Source organism: Sphingobium phenoxybenzoativorans (assembly GCF_018286635.1).
GTDB lineage: Bacteria > Pseudomonadota > Alphaproteobacteria > Sphingomonadales > Sphingomonadaceae > Sphingobium > Sphingobium phenoxybenzoativorans.
The window spans coordinates 3,433,982-3,451,426 of sequence record NZ_CP073910.1; the positions used below are offsets into that span (position 1 = coordinate 3,433,982).

The window sequence follows — 17,445 nt, forward strand, 5'->3', positions numbered from 1 at the left end:
TCCTCACTCCTTCCCCTTTGCCTTGAGCTTGTCCGCCTGCGCCGAGACATAACCCCGGATCGTCTCCGCCTGTTGGGGCGAGAGATATTTGGCGAAACCGACCATGCCCTGGCTTTCAAGAGCGCCACCGATCACGATCTGTTGCCACATGTCCTTGTCGGCCAGCGCGCCGGAGCGCCGCAGATCGGGTACAATGCCGCCGCTGATAGTCCCCATGCCATGGCAGGCGGCGCATATCTGGCCAAAGAGCTGATTGCCTTCCTCCACCTGAGCCTGGGTGAAGCGGTCTGAAGACGGATTGGCATCCATGACGCCACCCTCGACCGGCGGTAACTTGGCGTTACCGTCAAGCTTGAACACTAGGACCCGTCCGGTCGGACGGGGGCGAGGTCCGTCGAAAGCGGGAAGCGACAGGGCAAAGCCGCCGCCATTGCCGGCTGCGATCGCGACATATTGCGTGCCCTTGACGCTATAGGAAATGGCGCCAGGCAGGATCGGCGTCTGCGCATCGAACTTCCACAATTCTTTGCCATTGTCCGCCTGATAGGCGCGAAAGGTGGCGTCGGAGAGGCCCTGGAAAACGAGATTGCCGGCGGTTGCGAGAATGCCGCCATTCCATGTGCCCGAATGGGGTGCGCGCCATACTTCCTTGCGCGCCACAGGGTCCCAGGCGATCAGGCGGCCCTGCAGCGCCTGCTTCATTGCCGCGATTTCGGCAGGCGTCTGGGGAAGCGGCGTGCTCATCATATCAACGCCAAGCGCCCAGAGACCGGGCTGATACCGGAATTTCGAGTCCTTGACGTAAAGGAAGGGCACCTGCTGCGCCGGAATATACATAAGGCCGGTTGCAGGGCTGTAAGCCATCGGGTGCCAGTTGTGCGCGCCCGATGCGCCGGAATTCGCCAGGAAGGGCTTGTCCTGAAACCGCGCGCCCTCCGACTCGACCGGACGGCCAGTGGCGAGATCGACTTTCTCCGCCCAGTTCACCGGCACAAATTTGTCGGCGGAGATCAGCTTCCCGGTTTCCCGGTCGATCACATAGAAAAAGCCGTTTTTCGGCGCGTGCATGATGACCTTGCGATCGCGCCCTTCGATCCTCAGCGTCGCAAGTGTGATCTGCTGGGTCGAAGTGAAGTCCCACGTGTCGCCCGGCGTCTCCTGATAATGCCAGATATAGGCGCCGGTGTCTGGGTCGAGCGCGACCACAGAACCAAGAAACAGATTGTCGCCCTTATCCTCAGACCGGATCTTGCGGTTCCATGGCCCGCCATTGCCGACGCCGATGTAGAGCCGGTTGAGATCGGGATCATAGACGATCGAATCCCAGACGGTGCCGCCACCGCCGAATTTCCAATAGGCGTCGCCGAACCAGGTGGCACGGCCCAGCTTCGCCATGATGGCGTCGGACGCTGCGTTGTCCGGCTTCGACGGGTCGCCGGGGACGGTATAAAAACGCCACGCCAGTTGCCCGGTCTTTTCATCATAAGCAGAAACATAGCCGCGCACGCCATATTCAGCGCCGCCATTGCCGATATAGACTTTACCACGCGCCACGCGCGGCGCGCCGGTGATGGTGTAGGGCTTGTCACGATCAGTCGTCTGCACGGACCAGACAAGCGTCCCGCTCTTTGCGTCCAGGGCGATCAGACGGCCGTCGATCGTGCCGACGAAAACGCGCCCGTCATGATATGCCGCGCCACGATTGACGACATCGCAGCAGGCGCTGACACCGAAGCTGCCGGGCACCTGCGGATCATAAGTCCAAATCTCGCGCCCGGTCTCCGCATCCAGTGCAACGACCTTGCTCCAAGGCATTGTGACATACATGACGCCGTCGACCACCAGCGGCGTCGCCTCCAGCCCGCGCGTGGTGCCCAGATCATGGAACCATGCAAGACCGAGCTGCCCAATATTTGTTGCGTTGATTGAGGCCAGGCTGGAGAAGCGCTGCTCATCATAGGTGCCGCCGTGGGTCAGCCAGTTTTGCGGTTCACTTGCGGCTTCGGCCAGCCGGTCGCGCGCGGGAGAGGAAACCTCCGCTTGCCGCGGGGCGCAAGAGGCAGTGGCAACAACTATCGCCACAAAAGCCGACGCCAATATCCAACGCGACTTACCCATCACCTTCTCCCTTTGGCGATTCGGCTCTGTGACCGGGTTACGCCGTCAGTTTCACGAATACCGACTTGACCTCCGTGAAGGCTGCGAACCCTTCCGCACCCATTTCCCGGCCCCACCCGCTTTCCTTGAACCCGCCGAACGGGAGCGAGGGGTGGACGACGCCATAGCAGTTCACCCAGACATTGCCCGCCTCCAGGCGGCGCGCAATCAGATGCACCTTGTTGACGTCACGCGAGAAAATCCCGGCGCCCAGCCCATAGCGGGTGTCGTTCGCGGCAGAGACGACCTCATCCATCCCGTCGAACGGCGTCGCCACCAGCACCGGGCCGAAAATCTCCTCACGCATGATGTCCATATTGCGATGGACGTTCGCGAAGATCGTCGGCTCGACGAAAAAGCCGCTGTCGCCGACCGCGTTTCCGCCAGTCACAACCTCGCCACCCTGCTCCCGGCCGCTACCGATAAAGCCGGTTACGCGGTCACGCTGTTTCCGGGAAATGAGGGGGCCGAGCATATTGGCCGGGTCGAAGCCGCTGCCGATCTTGAGCGAACGCGCGAAATCCGCCACGCCCGCAACCACCTTGTCATAGACGCCGCGCTGAACATACAGCCGGGACCCGGCGAAGCAGACCTGTCCGGTATTGGCGAAAATGCCCATGGCGACTTGCGGGATCGTGGCTTCCAGATCAGCGTCATCGAAAACGATAGCGGGTGATTTTCCCCCAAGCTCCAGCGTCACACGCTTCAAATTGCCGGCAGACGCCCGGACAATCTTCTTTCCCGTCTCAGTGGAGCCGGTGAACGAAATCTTGTCGACACCGGGATGATCCGCCAGAGCCTGCCCAGCGACATGCCCAAGGCCAAGGACGACGTTCAAAACGCCTTCGGGAATCCCGGCCTCCAGTGCCAGTTCGGCAAGCCGCAGCGTGGACAGCGGCGTTTCCTCAGCCGGTTTCACGACACAGCTATTGCCGGCGGCAAGCGCAGGCGCGAGCTTGATCATCAGGTTTCCGGCTGGCGCATTCCACGGGACAATCAGCGCAACGACGCCGACCGGACTGACCTCCGTATAGGCGTGCATATCCATGCCACCGCCCGACATCGCGCTGGACGCATTGCGGCCATAAAGCTGCGTAGCCAGACCTGCAGCATTACGGAGCCAATCGACGCACGCGCTGATCTCCCACTCCGCAAACGCCAGCGGCATGCCATTATCGATCACTTCGAGTTGCGTGAATTCGCCCTTATTTGCTTCGATAAGATCAGCGAAACGCCACAGAATGCGGCGACGCTCATTGGCGGGCAGGCCCCGCCAGCGGGCATCAGCGAAACTGGCCCTTGCGGCGACAACTGCCCGATCGACTTCCTGCTGCCCTCCCGCCGGAACCGACGCAACGGACGCCCCCGTCGCCGGGTCGAGTATAGACGTCTCGCCAGCGCTCGCATCGCGGACCCAATCGCCGCCAATGAGCATGGCGTGCGCGCGGTTGAGGAAAGCGGCGACCTGCGCCGTCGGCTGTTGCTGGCTCACGAACGCGGCTCCCGTCCGGTACGCGCGTTCACCCCCTTGGTAAGAGCGTTATCTGGCATGTCCTCTCCGTCCCATCGTTCTTATATCGATACGATTAAAACGCACACACATGTTACAGTTTATTAGGCAGCGTGCAACAAAAATTTCTGGCGGGGAAATGACCCACGTCAGATGGCTTAAATCACAGGCTTCAGGCGACCAAAGGGACGCGCATCACCAGGCAATCATTGCAATGGACTGTCCCGTGACCGGCGAAATATGGATTGCGGCATCGATCCGTTCGCGCGATTCTCAACAACGGTCTTGGCGAACTGCTCCCACATGACGCCACCGGAGAAATTGCCCCTTATTACGCCTGCACGCCATGGCCCGTCTGCCCGCGCCTTCCAGACATTCTGCTTGCCGGAATGCAAAAAATCAGGCGCCGCCTGGATACGGAGGACGGGAGCCGGACCATTCCGTCATTTGCGGCCGGCAACGAACAATGATGAACAGGGAAATGGTGCCCGGGGACGGAGTCGAACCGCCGACACTGCGATTTTCAGTCGCATGCTCTACCAACTGAGCTACCCGGGCGAGCGCGCCAGCGAAGTGTGGCGCGATTGGGAGCGCTGCCTATAGGCGCGGGCCGGGCCTGATGTCTACCCTTTAATCCTCGTCATTTTCATGATTGCTTGACTCGTTTGCAACGGGCCGTCCGGGAACCCGATACCCCTCCCCCAGCCACTGGAGAAGGTCCCGATCCCGGCAGGCGGTCGAGCAGAAGGGGCGTTGTTCCTGCGTCTGCGGCTTGCCGCAAACGGGGCAGACATGAGTCTTATTCGGCATAGCCAGCGGATATGGCGAGCGCAGCATCGGCGCGCAAGCTGACATGGCCACCGCGACGGCGCTCCAGGATGGCAATCCAGTCCGGCGCTTTGTGCAATCTGTCGATCACGGCCGGCGCGGAAACCAGCGTCACCGGGCCGCCATTGCCATGCCGTTCTCCCCGGCGGATAAGCGCAAGAGCTGCGGTCAGCACCTTATCCTCCCGCACAATCTCCATCAGGTTTGGCCGTTCCCGTTTGCGGATGATCTGGATGAACCCGAAACCGTTTACGGCGGTCCGCTCGAACGGCAGCGGCAAGATCTTGTCGATCTGCGCCGCTGCGATGGCGCGCTCATCCTTGTTGTTCATTGTCGGCAGATCGATGCCAATGGAACCTGCCAGCCCCATACGCCGGATCGCCTGCGCGGCCAGCTTCGCACCCTTCGGACCTAGCTGCGCCGGGGGCAACGAGCCGTCAACGTCGATCAGGATCATGGCGGGCGTCAGGAAAATGCGGAGCGCCGCATCTTCCGCGCCGACATCGCCGGTCATGGCCTCCTCCAGCGTTTCGGACCAGCCATGCGCCTCCAGCCGATCCTCCTCATGCGCCGGACAGGGGGTGATCGGGATGCCGGTCGCGCGCAGCCGCTGAAGCAGACTCGGTCCCGGCCGCGCCTTCGTCCCCGGCTGGGCAATGCGCCCCTTGGCCAGCTTGTCGCGTCCTTCCTCGCCAATGCGCTCGCGCAGAATATCGATGAGCACGACCGCGCCCTCGGCGATCTTCGGTGGGATCGGCTCGATCAGCACTTCCTCGCCGCTGTCGAGGCGGGCGATGCCGCGTTTTCGGGGAATGACGGTGCGGACCAGCCGCCCCTGCGCCACGGCCCCGGCCAGCACATGGCGTCCCTCACGCTCGACCAACGCCTCGGCCAGCCGGCCCTTTTCAATCAGCGCAGCCCGGCTTTCGCCAACGCCTTCCTCATATAGCCATTCAGTCACAAGGATATCCCACTGCAAGAAGCAAGGTCCGCACCTCATAGAGCGGCAGCCCCATGATCCCAGGATGACTGCCCTGAATAGTGCGGATCAGCCCGGCGGCGCGCCCCTGTATGGCGTATCCGCCCGCTTTCCCTTCCCACTCTCCGCTTGCGATATAAGCGTCGATCTCATCGGGATGCAGACGCTTGAACGTGACGATGCTCTCCGACAACCGATGACGCGCCTTTCCATCCGGCGCGATCAGGGTGACTGCGCTCAGCACACGATGACGGCGGCCGGATAACAGTTCCAGACACATGCGCGCATCCTGCACGGTTTCCGCTTTGGGCAATATGCGGCGGCCAGCGGCAACAATGGTGTCGCCGGACAGGATCAGGGCGCCGGGATGGCGCTCGGCCACGGCCGCGCCCTTCTCCGCCGCAACACGCGCGGCGTAACGCGCAGGCGGCTCGTCTTTGCGCGGAGTTTCGTCAATGTCGGCGGGATCAACGGCATCAGGAGTCACGCCGATCTGCTTCAGCAAATCGAGGCGGCGCGGCGATGCCGATGCAAGGATCAGGCGCATCTCGCCCAATTCCGATTATTTGAAGCGGTAGGTAATCCGACCCTTGGTCAGATCATAAGGCGTCAGTTCGACAAGCACTTCGTCGCCCACCAGCACGCGGATGCGGTTCTTGCGCATCTTGCCAGCGGTGTGGCCGAGGATTTCGTGATCATTTTCCAACTTCACGCGGAACATGGCGTTGGGGAGAAGCTCCACAACCGATCCGCGCATTTCAAGAAGTTCTTCTTTCGCCATATATTCCGATAAGCCTGAGAAAATTCGCGCCGCCATAGCGCCAAAAGCCGCGAATGAAAAGCCGAACCGTGCCCATCGTCGTCAGGACAAGGCTGCAGACTTTCCTATCGCATCGAAGATGTGCGCCAGTTGATCGTCATCGATACAATAAGGCGGCATGACATAGATGGTGTTGCCAAGCGGCCGCAGCAAGATACCGCGGTCCAGAAAGAATGCGCGGAGCTTTGGCACGAGATCGGAAAGATAGCCGGCATCCCTTACCTTCATGTCGATCGCAGCTATCGCACCGGCCTGACGTGAATTCTCGAATGCCGGGTGCGCAGCGAGTGTCGCCATATGCTCCGCGAGTCTACGCGACAGCCGGTCGACGGACGCGAGCACATCCTCCTCCCGCCATATCGCAATATTGGCGGCCGCGGCGGCGCAGGCGATCGGGTTCGCGGTATAGCTGCTGGAATGGAAGAATTGCCGCGACCGGTCGGTGGAATAATGGGCGTCGAAAATCGGCTTCGTCGCCAGCGTGACCGCCAGCGGCAGCGATCCACCGGTAATCCCTTTGGACAGGCATAAGATGTCCGGCGTCACGCCCGCCTGCTCGCAAGCCAGGAATGTGCCTGTCCGCCCCCATCCCGTCATCACCTCGTCGGCGATGAACAGGACACCATAGCGGGCGCAGATGTCGGCCATCTCGCGCAGGATCATAGCATCATAAGTAAGCATGCCGCCTGCACCCAGGATCAGCGGCTCCACAATGAAGGCAGCGGGCGGCTCACCGGCGGAACAGGCGGCCTCCAGCGCGAGCAACGTCTCTTTTTCGACACCAATCGCTGGAAAGGGAATTGTCGATACGTCGAACAGCAACGGAGCGTAGGCGCGATTATAGACCCCCCTTTCTCCCACTGACATCGTGCCGATCGTGTCGCCATGATAGCCATGCTGCAGCACCAGGATGCGGTGCCGGGGGTTTCCGATATTGTGCCAATATCCAAGCGCCATCTTCAGCGCGACTTCCACCGCCGTCGATCCGCTGTCGGAAAAAAAGACATGGGCCAGCGGCTCCGGCGTCATCTCCACAAGGCCCCGCGCGACCTCCTCTGCCGGATCGTGGGTGTATCCGGCGAAAATCACCTGATCCAGCCGAGACGCCTGCTCCGCAATGGCCGCCGCGATGCGCGGATGGCAATGGCCATGCGTGGTCACCCACCAGCTCGAAATGCCGTCGATCAGCGTCCGGCCATCAGCCGTATGGAGAACCGCTCCCTCGCCGCGCACGATGTGAGGGACCGCTTCCTTCAGCCCATGCTGGGTGAAGGGATGCCAGACCGGCGAGCTCAAGGCTTGCTCTCGATCGTCGCATCGAGCGCCGCCTCGATTGCCGATATATCAACGCATTCGCGCATCGCGCGCGCAAGGCCGCCGGGCGTCAGCGGGTCGATTACAGACAGCCTGCCCAGTGACCTGACTTGGCCCAGCATCGGCACGATCCGCTCATTCTCGCCATGCGGCTCGCCGATGAAGATGACGCCGAGCATGGGCACGCCCCGCGCCTTGAGCGCCTCTATGCTCAACAGGCTATGGTTGATCGTGCCCAGCCCTGTGCGGGCGCAAAGGATGACCGGCGCCTGCCACCTGGCGAACAGGTCCGCCATGCTGAGGCTTTCGGACAGCGGAACCAGTACGCCGCCCGCCCCCTCGACGACCAGCCGCTGCCTCCCCAGCACCGGCAGCGCGAGACGCGCAGGATCGATGGTCACGCCATCCATCCGGGCGGCAAGATGCGGCGAAGCGGGGACCGTCAGCCGATAAGCCTCCGGCAGAATATGATCGGGCGACAGACCGGAGAGGCGCGCGACGGTCTCGCTGTCTCCCTCTGGATCGACGCCCGCCTGCACCGGCTTCCAATAGTGCGCGCCGAGCGCACCCGCCAGACCGGCTGCAAAGACAGTCTTGCCTATGCCCGTATCGGTGCCAGTCACGACAAGGGCCTGGGTCATGGGATGATGCCTTGCACGATTTCGCCGAGTTCGCGGATATCGCCCTTCCCAACATTCAGCGTCAGGGAGATGCGCAATCGCGAAGTCCCGGTGGGAACGGTCGGTGGGCGAATGCCGCGCACGTCCAGGCCCGCCGCTTGCAGCGCCGCCGCAGCCGCCATGGTGCGCTTGTCGTCACCGATCATGATCGGGATGATCTGGCTGCGCGACATGGGCAGCCCCAGCCGCGCGCAGATCGCGTCATCCGCCTCCCCCCGCAATTCGGACAGCCGCGACCGCAGATCGTCTCCGTCGGCCACGCGATCCAACGCAGCGCTCGCCGCCACCGCCATCAAGGGCGATGGCGCGGTCGAGAAGATGAACGGCCTCGCACGATTGACCAGATAGTCGATCGCCAGCCGTGGGCCGCAGATCAACGCGCCCTCCGCACCCAGCGCCTTGCCGCAGGTATGGAGCGAGACGACATTGGCCTGCCCATCCAGATGCGCCGCGATGCCCTTGCCCTTGTGCCCGAACACACCTGTTCCATGAGCCTCATCCAGCACCAGCATGGCGCTATGGCGGTCGGCTATCGCCGCCAGCGCATCGATGGGCGCGATATCGCCATCCATGCTGTAGAGCGTTTCCGCGGCGATCCAGACTGTTCCCTTGCCCCCCTTCGCGCGCCATCCGGCGATGAGATCATGGAAGGATTGCGGATCATTGTGGCGAGCAAAGAGAGTTGCTGCTTTCGACTGGCGCAGCCCGTCATGAACGCTGGCATGGATCAGCTCGTCGGCCACCACAAGGTCGCCCCGCTGGGGCAGAGTGGAGAAAAGCGCGAGATTTGCGGCAAAACCATTGGCTAGGAACAGCGCCGCTTCCACCCCGAAAAATGCGGCCGCCTTCGCCTCCAGCGCCTCATGCTCCGGCGCATTGCCGCGCAACAGGCGCGACCCGCCGGAACCGACCGGCACGCCATTCCCGATCGCATCCGCCACCGCCTGCGCGATCGTCGGGTCCGACGCCAGGCCAAGATAATCGTTGGATGCGAAGTCCCGGCCAGTGCGCGGAGAAAGCGCGCGCAGGCGGCCTTTTTCTTCAAGCAGGGCAAGTTGCCGGATATGCGTTTCCCAGATCGCCATGCCGCCCCTTTAGGCGCTAGGGAAGGCGGTGCAAAGCGGCATCGAGCGCGCCAGAACGTCAGGCCGGATTATGCTCGGCCAGAAACGCCTCCAGCCTTTTCAGGAAGTCCAGCCTGTCGGCCTCGCGCGAAAAATGGTGATCGCCCAGCGGCTGCTCGACATAGATATAATCCTTGCCCGCCGCTTTCAGCCTTTCCGCCATTTCTCGCGACTGGCCAACCTGCACTCGCCGGTCCTTCTTGCCATGCATCAGCAGGATGGGCGTAGAGAAACTGGAGGCGAAATTTACGGGAGACACGGCGCGATAGTCGGGCGCTTGCGCCTTCAGCCAATCGCTGCGCGCGCCATGATACAGGAATCGGCTGTCATAGCGCATCATCGCCGCCAGATCGGATACCCCGGCATAGGATATGGCGCAGCGGAATTTGCCGCCGTCGCGTTGCGCGGCGCGCATGGCCGCATAGCCGCCATATGACGCGCCGGCGATACACACGCGCTTGGGATCCGCGATTCCCTCCTTCACCGCCCAGTCAACCGCGTCATTAAGGTCGTCCTGCATGGCCAGACCCCATTGCCCCTCGCCCTTTTCGGCAAAACTCGATCCATAGCCGGACGATCCGCGATAATTTGGCTGGAGCACCGCATAGCCACGATTGGCCAGGAACTGGACCCACCAGTCCCAACTCTCCTCATCCCGCGCAAACGGGCCGCCATGCGGCATGAGTATCAGGGGCAGGTTCTTTTCCGGGCGGCCTTCCGGCACGGTAAGCACGGCCGCGATCTCCAGTCCGTCCCGCGCCTTGTACCGGACGGTGCGGACAGGTGCGAGGCGCGCCAGACCTATCGTCTCATTCACCCTGGCGAGCAGGTTCATCGCGCCTGACGGACGATCAAAATAATAATAAGCGCCGGGGCGGTCGGGTCCCCCGACATGGACGAGCAGCTTGGACTGATCGCGCGACATGGATGTGATGGTGGCGCGACGAGTCCCGACCGCTTTGTCTATATCCGCCTGCACGGTGGCGAGATCAGAGTCGAACCAATGCACGCGCCGCCGCTCATCGGTATAGCGGACGCCGGCGAGCCCGGTCTGCGTGCGATCGGGGACGATCTCACCGATATCATAACCGGGAACCTCGAAAATCTTCTTGCCCAATTCCAGCGTGGTAAGATCGAACTCATATAGCGCTTCCGCGCCATCACTGTCGTCGCTGGCGATTGCCTTTCCCGCTTCGGGCAGAAAAAGTTGTGGAACGATCAGGGATTCATCTTTCCGCCGGTTCGCCCGCGCAACTGTCCTGAAAGCCGTCTTTGCGTCCGGTCGATAGAGCATCGTCGACGTGCGTTGGGCGTCATTGTATCCGATCCCTATGCGGACGGCGCCCGACGCGTCGGCATACCAGGACCTGACGTTACTATGAGACGGAACGACAGTGCGCAGCCTCCCAGTCGAGATGTCCACTTCGTCCACCTTCGGCCAGAATCCGACATTGTCGCCATAAATTGAGGTTTGATAGGACAGCAATATGCGCGGCGTTCCATCCCGCGCTATCCATATCGCGTCATCGCCATTCTGCGCGGCCGTGCGGGAGGCCAGCATATTGACCTTTGCGGTCTGGACGCTCAGCCCGACCGCCCGCGTAATGTACCAGGGCATGCCTTCCATCGGCTGTTCCGCGCCAAGGCCCAGAAGCAGCCAATCATCATTGACCCATGTCCACCAGTTCAGGTCATTGTCGCCCAGCGACATGATGCGCGACCTGTTATCATGCGCCCCATGAATATCCATGATGACGAAACGCTGTTCCGCATTGATGGCGACGCGGGCGGCGATCTTGTCTCCGGCGGGGGAAAGCTGGGGATTATCCATGAAGGGAAGCTCAGCGAAGGCTTCGACCGGCCACCGCTTGACTGCGGAACCCGCCGGGTCCTTGACAGCATCCTGCGCTCCGGCGGGATAGGCCGCAGCCAGCAACGCCGCTCCGGCCAAACCCGCACATTTTGTGAAAAACCGCACCCTGTCCCCCCAGAATAAAAGGCTCCCTCGCTGCCGGATAGCGAAAGAGCCTTCTATTTTCTTCAATGCATATTCGGGAGACTGATCCAGATTGGCCGGATCAGACGATCATGCCCCGTGCGCCAGCGCCGCCAGAAGAAGCAGCGCGACGATATTGGTGATCTTGATCATCGGGTTGACCGCGGGACCCGCCGTATCCTTGTACGGATCACCCACGGTGTCGCCGGTTACGGCCGCCTTGTGCGCGTCCGACCCCTTGCCGCCGTGATTGCCGTCCTCGATATATTTTTTGGCATTGTCCCATGCGCCGCCGCCGCTGGTCATGGAAATGGCGACGAACAGGCCGGAGACGATGACGCCCAGCAGCAACGCGCCGAGCGCCGCGAAGCCATTGGCTATCCCGGCGACCTTGGCGATCGCGAAATAGACGATGATCGGGGCAAGCACTGGCAGCAGGCTTGGGATGATCATCTCCTTGATCGCCGCCTTCGTCACCAGATCGACGGTGCGGGCATAGTCAGGCTTCGACGTGCCGGCCATGATGCCGGTGTTGGTGGCGAACTGCTCGCGCACATCCTTCACCACGTCGCCCGCCGCGCGGCCGACCGCAGTCATGCCCATTGCCCCGAACAGATAGGGCAGCAGCGCGCCGAGCAGCAGACCGACGATGACATAGGGATTGGAGAGGCTGAAATCGACCGGCTCGGTCAGGCCGAGCGCAGCGTTGTAGAATTTCAGATCCTCCGTATAGGCGCCGAACAGCACCAGCGCAGCAAGGCCCGCCGATCCAATGGCATAGCCCTTCGTCACAGCCTTGGTCGTGTTGCCCACGGCGTCGAGCGCATCGGTCTTGACGCGGACGCTGTCCTCCATGCCGGACATTTCGGCGATGCCGCCCGCATTGTCGGTCACCGGTCCATAGGCGTCGAGCGCCACGACCATGCCCGCCAGCGCCAGCATCGCGGTTGCGCCGAAAGCGATGCCGATCAGGCCCGCAAGCTGATAGGCGATGACGATGCCAACCACGATGACGAGCGTTGGCAGCGCCGTCGATTCCAGGCTGATCGCCAGGCCCTGAATGACATTGGTGCCGTGGCCGGTTTCCGAAGCCTTCGCGATGGACCGGACCGGGCGATAATTGGTGCCGGTATAATATTCGGTGATGACGACCAGCAGCCCGGTGACGCCCAGGCCCACCATCATCGACCAGAACAGCGCCATGCCGGTGTAGCCGCCATTGCCGTCCAAATCAGCGCCGAACACGATGTTCATGCCGCCCAGCACATAGTTTGTAACAACATAGATGGCAGGGATCGACAGCAGCGCTGTCGTCCAGAAGCCCTTGTAGAGCGCGCCCATGATCGATTGGCTGGAGCCGAGCCGGACCAGATAGGTGCCGATGATCGAGGTGATGATGCACACGCCGCCAACCAGCAGCGGCAGGGACATCAGCTTCATCAGTTCCGCATTGTCGATGCCTGTGACCAGCAAGGCCGTCAGCACCATCGTCGCGCCCACCGTGACCACATAGGTCTCGAAAAGATCGGCGGCCATGCCCGCGCAGTCGCCGACATTGTCGCCGACATTGTCCGCGATGACCGCCGGGTTGCGGGGGTCATCCTCCGGAATGCCGGCCTCGACCTTGCCGACCAGGTCAGCGCCCACGTCAGCGGCCTTGGTGAAGATGCCGCCGCCCAGACGGGCGAAGATGGAGATGAGCGAAGCGCCGAAGGCCAGCGCCACAAGGCTGTCGATGACCGCGCGATCATCCGGCGCGTGTCCGGCGGGGCCGGTCAGATACCAGAAGAAAACCGAGATCGCGAGCAGCGCAAGACCCGCCACCAGCATCCCCGTGATCGCGCCCGCCCGGAAAGCGACGGTGAGGCCGCTCTGCAGGGAACCGCGCGCAGCCTCCGCCGTCCGGACATTGGCGCGCACCGATATGTTCATGCCCGCGAATCCGGCCGCGCCGGACAGGACAGCGCCGATCAGGAAGCCGACAGCGGACGTCACGCCCAGGAAGATCAGCACCAATATCGCAACGACGATGCCGACCATGGCGATGGTGCGGTATTGCCGCGTCAGATAGGCCTTTGCGCCTTCCTGGATCGCGGCCGCGATCGCCTGCATCTTCTCATTGCCCGGCGATGCGCCGAGCACCTGCTGACTTGTCACTATGCCGTAGAGTACGGCGAGTACGCCGCACGCCATGGCGATATATACTATTGTCATTGTGGTTCCTCTCCCCCGTTGTTGTCTAGGTCATGGCCGCTCCGCAGGGAAAACCGGGCAGCATGATAGCGCAAAGGGGAAGCGCGGCCGGAAGGGTCCATTCCGGTCGCTCTGGCAGTCCGGGCATTGGGCGGCGCATGGGCATGGCCGGCCTCCTCATCCGAAGCTGAACAAATCGAAAGGTTAGAGTATCGGCGGGACGCGCCGCGTCAAGCCGCTTAACGGCCGATCATGTCCCGTGTTCGTACCCCAGCGCAGGCGGCAGAGGCACGGATGCCCCGTCCAGAAACAATGTCAGCCCCTCCCCAGCCTCGAAACGTCCGACCCGTATCGCGGCAACCAGTGGATCGACCCCATCGGGCAGAGCGAACAGAAGCTCATAATCATCCCCTGCGGTGGCGGCCGCCAGCAATGCGCCGATACCACCGCCCGCAAGTCCGGCGAGTTCCGTCGATACCGGGATATGTTCAATGACAGCCGCCAGACCGCTGGCTTGAGCCATCCGGGCGGTATCGATCAGAAGGCCGTCGGAAATATCCATCATCGCATGGACGGCGGAGACGAGGGTCCCGCCCTCCCGGACCCGCGGCCGAGGGCGGCGATAGGATTCGATCAGCGCGGCCGGCGCATCGCGGCCGGCCTGCAGCACTGTCAATCCCGCGCCCGCATCGCCGACAGGACCGGTGACGTAGAGAATATCGCCCGCCTGCGCCCCGGAGCGGGCCGGGATGACTTCGGAAGTCGCCTCCCCGATCGCCGTGAGGCTGAAACTGCGCGGCGCGCCCGCGGGCATCGCTACCGTGTCGCCGCCGACCAGCGGCATGCCATAGCGGTCAAGAGCCTCTTGCAAGCCGGACAGGAACGCCGCATCCCACGCCGCATCACCCGACAACGCATAGTTCATCAGGCAGGCCACCGGCTTCGCGCCCTTGGCGGCCAAATCGGACAGGTTCACCGCCGCGAGCTTCCACCCGATGGTTTCGGGCGGATCGCCGGGCAGAAAATGGACCGATTCGACCAATGTGTCGCTGGTGACGATCAGGCGCGCCCCGCCCACATCCAGCACCGCAACATCATCCATCAGCCCCCGGGCGGCGGGATCGGCGGCTCCGGCCCGGAGCAGGGAAAGGAAGGCGGACTCGCCGGTCAATCAGGCGCGGACCGTTTTCGCCACCGCGTCGAGCAGGCCGTTGACGAAACCCGATTCGCGCTTGTCGTAGAAAGCATGGGCGACATCGACATATTCGCTGATGACCGACCCGGTGGGCACATCGATCCGCGCCAGCAACTCATAGGTCCCCGCGCGCAATATCTGCCGCATCGGCTTGTCCAGTCGCTCCAGCGTCCACCCCTTGCCCAGCTTGCTCGCGATCAGCGCGTCGATTTCCTCCGCCCGCGCATCGACCCCCGAAACCACATCGTCGAAGAAGGACGCCTCCGCAGGGGCGTAGGTCACATCCTCAATTGTCGCGCCCAGCCGGTGCTGATGAAATTCATGCAGCAGGATCGGGAGCGGCGTCCCTTCCATTTCCTTTTGATACAGCGCCTGCACGGCGGCCAGACGCGCGGCGGAGCGGGATTTCGAGCGTTCGTTCATGGGTTCCCCCTACTCCGTCCGGTTCGGCCTTGTCGAGAACTGAAGGGCGGCTCCCTCGCCGCAAGGGAGAAGCCGAAGCGGGACGGCCACATCAGCGGGATCAGTTGCTCGCTTCGCTCGCTACCCACCCCCAACCCCTCCCTTGCAGGGAGGGGAGCTGCTTTGGTCGCTCCCTTTCCGGTAAAGGCGGGAGATAGAGCCTGCCACATCGGTAGTGGCTTTCATTCAGCCTTCCGTGCAATGGGGCAAGCCTCTCCTCCAGATAGAGGTCTTGCGCATGGATTTGCCGGAAGTCGCGGCCCCCGCGATAGCCATAGCCGGGTCGAGCGAGATGTTTCCCGTGCGGCGCATCTTCTGCGTTGGGCGCAACTATGCCGAGCATGCCCGTGAAATGGGCAGCGATCCGGAGCGGGAGCCTCCCTTCTTCTTCACCAAACCGGGCGACGCCGTGACGCCGGGCGGCCTGCTGCCCTACCCTTCCATGACAAAGGACCTGCATCATGAGGTCGAGCTGGTCGTGGCGCTGGGCAAAGGCGGCGGCGATATCGACCCTGCCGATGCGAATGCCCTGATATTCGGTCATGCTGTCGGGATCGACCTCACCCGGCGCGACCTTCAGGCGGAGGCCAAGAAGGGCGGCCGTCCATGGGACATGGCCAAGGGCTTCGACCAGTCCGCGCCGATGGGTCCGCTCAAAGCCGGCGCGCCACCGGCGGACGCCGCAATCGCCCTTACCATTGATGGCGCGTTGCGGCAGTCGGGGCGTATCGCCGACATGATCTGGAGCGTGCCGGAAGTTATCGCCATCCTGTCGACCTACGTCAGACTGGCTCCCGGCGACCTGATCTTCACGGGCACGCCGGCCGGCGTTGGACCGATCCTGCCGGGCGAAACCGTGGTGGGCATGATCGATGAGGTGGAGCCGGTCGAAATCCGGTACGGAGCGTGAGGCCAGAAACCCCCTGCTGACGGCGCTTTCGCGGCCCTCGCGCATGATCCGGGGGAGCGAAGTTGCGGAAGTTGCGGATTGTGCGCGAATTTGGCCGGAAAGTCGCATGTAGGTCGCACAAAAGTCGCATGTTGGTCTCATCTGCGTCGCACCTGCGTCGCATGTACGTCTCACATGCGTCTCACTTGCGTCGTATGTGCGTCTCACTTGAGTCTCACCCACGTCGCACTTGGGTCGCACGTGCGTCTCATCCACGTCGCATGTACGTCTCACTTGCGTCTCATTTACGTCGCAGTCGGGACGCCTCTGAAGCATCGGCGGGATCATCGCTACGGCGTGATGCGCGGCGGGGGCAGAATGCTGTTCCATGTGCGGAAGTAGAGCACGGACGCCCGGATGTAGGACAGGCATTTGGCGGAATGGCTGCAACTCGTCAGGCGGGCTGAATTAAGCAGCCGGTCTGGAAGCGACCAGAATTAGACGTTGGCTCGCTAAAAGCGCCTTACCAAAAGCGGCCCTTCCGCATTTCGTATGGCCCTGATAAATCCGTCTTAATGGGTTTGGGCATGATCATCTTTGCTATGTGGGGCTTGCTCGTCTTCTGGCTGATCTGGAGACGGCGGATGATGCTTTGGACGGCAGCATCAATCATACCTACCATCGCTGTTGCCACAGGATATTATTTCGACATTCAAAGCGGCGCGGATGATGAGTTTGGAACGCGGCCCCTCACGCAAATTCTATTTCTCGGAATGTGCTTTGTGATCGCCAGCAGCGGAATATTAAGCATGGTGCTTCCACGCAAAGTTTAAGGCGGACAGCGACCATTTGAGGACATCCAGCGACTATCTCCGTCTTTCCCCAACCTGCCGCAGCCAGCTATATCCTGATCCATGAGAATGTTTCGACTAGACCCATTTGATCGCTATGTCCCGTGGACAGGCGTCTTGGGCTTGATCGGATTTGCGGCTGTCTTCTTTATCCCGTCTCATACAAGTGGTGATGACCCCACCTCTGACCGACTTGCTTTTGAGGGCTAAACCGAACGATCATTAGACGAAATCGCCTTTTGTCTGGGAAAAAACTGGGGAGGCCGCTTGTCTTTGCGACAGCGAAAGAACCCCAAAGCTGGAATGGTGCGCCTGACCAACTCGGTAGAATACTATACCGTAGATGTGATTGATGGCGGGCGCAGTCGGCGATTGCAGGCATATTCGCGATATGGTGCAACATTCAATAATCAAGAGATCGAAGCCCTTGACGGTTGTCTTACCGGC

Annotated in this window: 15 protein-coding genes and 1 tRNA gene; 2 read left to right on the top strand and 14 right to left on the bottom strand. The window is 62.2% G+C overall.

Translation table 11 applies throughout. The features are described from left to right. Window positions 1–3 precede the first annotated feature (3 nt). The 14 genes from KFK14_RS17040 to nusB all read right to left on the bottom strand — a co-directional run bounded on the left by KFK14_RS17040 (window position 4) and on the right by nusB (window position 15,219). The gene (locus tag KFK14_RS17040) at window positions 4–2,118 is read right to left on the bottom strand and encodes a PQQ-dependent dehydrogenase, methanol/ethanol family (RefSeq protein WP_212608490.1); all 2,115 of its coding nucleotides are present in this window, start codon (window positions 2,116–2,118) and stop codon (window positions 4–6) included. A 37-nt stretch (window positions 2,119–2,155) separates the two neighbouring features. Next, window positions 2,156–3,649, bottom strand: coding sequence for an aldehyde dehydrogenase family protein (locus tag KFK14_RS17045; protein ID WP_246524680.1), 1,494 nt, complete (start codon window positions 3,647–3,649; stop codon window positions 2,156–2,158). 500 nt (window positions 3,650–4,149) lie between these two features. Further along, a tRNA-Phe gene (locus tag KFK14_RS17050) sits at window positions 4,150–4,225 on the bottom strand. Between the two features lie 72 nt (window positions 4,226–4,297). Beyond that, entirely contained in the window at window positions 4,298–4,477 is a 180-nt protein-coding gene (gene yacG, locus KFK14_RS17055; protein ID WP_212608491.1) for a DNA gyrase inhibitor YacG, read from the bottom strand. Further along, window positions 4,467–5,456 (bottom strand): ribonuclease E/G family protein, encoded by a 990-nt coding sequence (locus KFK14_RS17060; RefSeq protein ID WP_212608492.1) that lies wholly within the window; start codon window positions 5,454–5,456, stop codon window positions 4,467–4,469. Before KFK14_RS17060 ends, yacG begins: the two co-directional genes overlap by 11 nt. After that, window positions 5,449–6,021 carry a Maf family protein gene (locus KFK14_RS17065; RefSeq protein WP_212608493.1) on the bottom strand — a complete coding sequence of 191 codons (573 nt, stop codon included), beginning with the start codon at window positions 6,019–6,021 and terminating at the stop codon, window positions 5,449–5,451. Before KFK14_RS17065 ends, KFK14_RS17060 begins: the two co-directional genes overlap by 8 nt. 15 nt (window positions 6,022–6,036) lie before the next feature. Then, window positions 6,037–6,255, bottom strand: coding sequence for a translation initiation factor IF-1 (gene infA, locus KFK14_RS17070; RefSeq protein ID WP_037524582.1), 219 nt, complete (start codon window positions 6,253–6,255; stop codon window positions 6,037–6,039). Window positions 6,256–6,336: 81 nt separating this feature from the next. Further along, window positions 6,337–7,590 carry an adenosylmethionine--8-amino-7-oxononanoate transaminase gene (locus tag KFK14_RS17075; RefSeq protein WP_212608494.1) on the bottom strand — a complete coding sequence of 418 codons (1,254 nt, stop codon included), beginning with the start codon at window positions 7,588–7,590 and terminating at the stop codon, window positions 6,337–6,339. Beyond that, complete coding sequence (bioD, locus tag KFK14_RS17080; RefSeq protein ID WP_212608495.1) at window positions 7,587–8,249, bottom strand: dethiobiotin synthase; 663 nt, start codon at window positions 8,247–8,249, stop codon at window positions 7,587–7,589. Before bioD ends, KFK14_RS17075 begins: the two co-directional genes overlap by 4 nt. After that, window positions 8,246–9,373, bottom strand: a complete 1,128-nt coding sequence (locus KFK14_RS17085; protein ID WP_212608496.1) for an 8-amino-7-oxononanoate synthase — start codon at window positions 9,371–9,373, stop codon at window positions 8,246–8,248. Before KFK14_RS17085 ends, bioD begins: the two co-directional genes overlap by 4 nt. Before the next feature lie 58 nt (window positions 9,374–9,431). Then, complete coding sequence (locus tag KFK14_RS17090) at window positions 9,432–11,390, bottom strand: alpha/beta hydrolase family protein (protein WP_212608497.1); 1,959 nt, start codon at window positions 11,388–11,390, stop codon at window positions 9,432–9,434. Window positions 11,391–11,498: 108 nt separating this feature from the next. Next, entirely contained in the window at window positions 11,499–13,622 is a 2,124-nt protein-coding gene (locus KFK14_RS17095; protein ID WP_212608498.1) for a sodium-translocating pyrophosphatase, read from the bottom strand. 229 nt (window positions 13,623–13,851) lie between these two features. Further along, the gene (thiL, locus tag KFK14_RS17100) at window positions 13,852–14,772 is read right to left on the bottom strand and encodes a thiamine-phosphate kinase (RefSeq protein ID WP_212608499.1); all 921 of its coding nucleotides are present in this window, start codon (window positions 14,770–14,772) and stop codon (window positions 13,852–13,854) included. Continuing rightward, a complete protein-coding gene (nusB, locus tag KFK14_RS17105) occupies window positions 14,773–15,219 on the bottom strand; it encodes a transcription antitermination factor NusB (RefSeq protein ID WP_070152970.1) in 447 nt (148 codons plus the stop codon). 277 nt (window positions 15,220–15,496) lie between these two features. Here nusB and KFK14_RS17110 point away from each other — a divergent pair, with 277 nt between their 5' ends. Further along, on the top strand, window positions 15,497–16,168 hold the full coding sequence (locus tag KFK14_RS17110) for a fumarylacetoacetate hydrolase family protein (protein WP_212608500.1): 672 nt from the start codon (window positions 15,497–15,499) through the stop codon (window positions 16,166–16,168). Window positions 16,169–16,734: 566 nt separating this feature from the next. After that, window positions 16,735–16,980 (top strand): hypothetical protein, encoded by a 246-nt coding sequence (locus tag KFK14_RS17115; protein WP_212608501.1) that lies wholly within the window; start codon window positions 16,735–16,737, stop codon window positions 16,978–16,980. Window positions 16,981–17,445 lie beyond the last annotated feature (465 nt).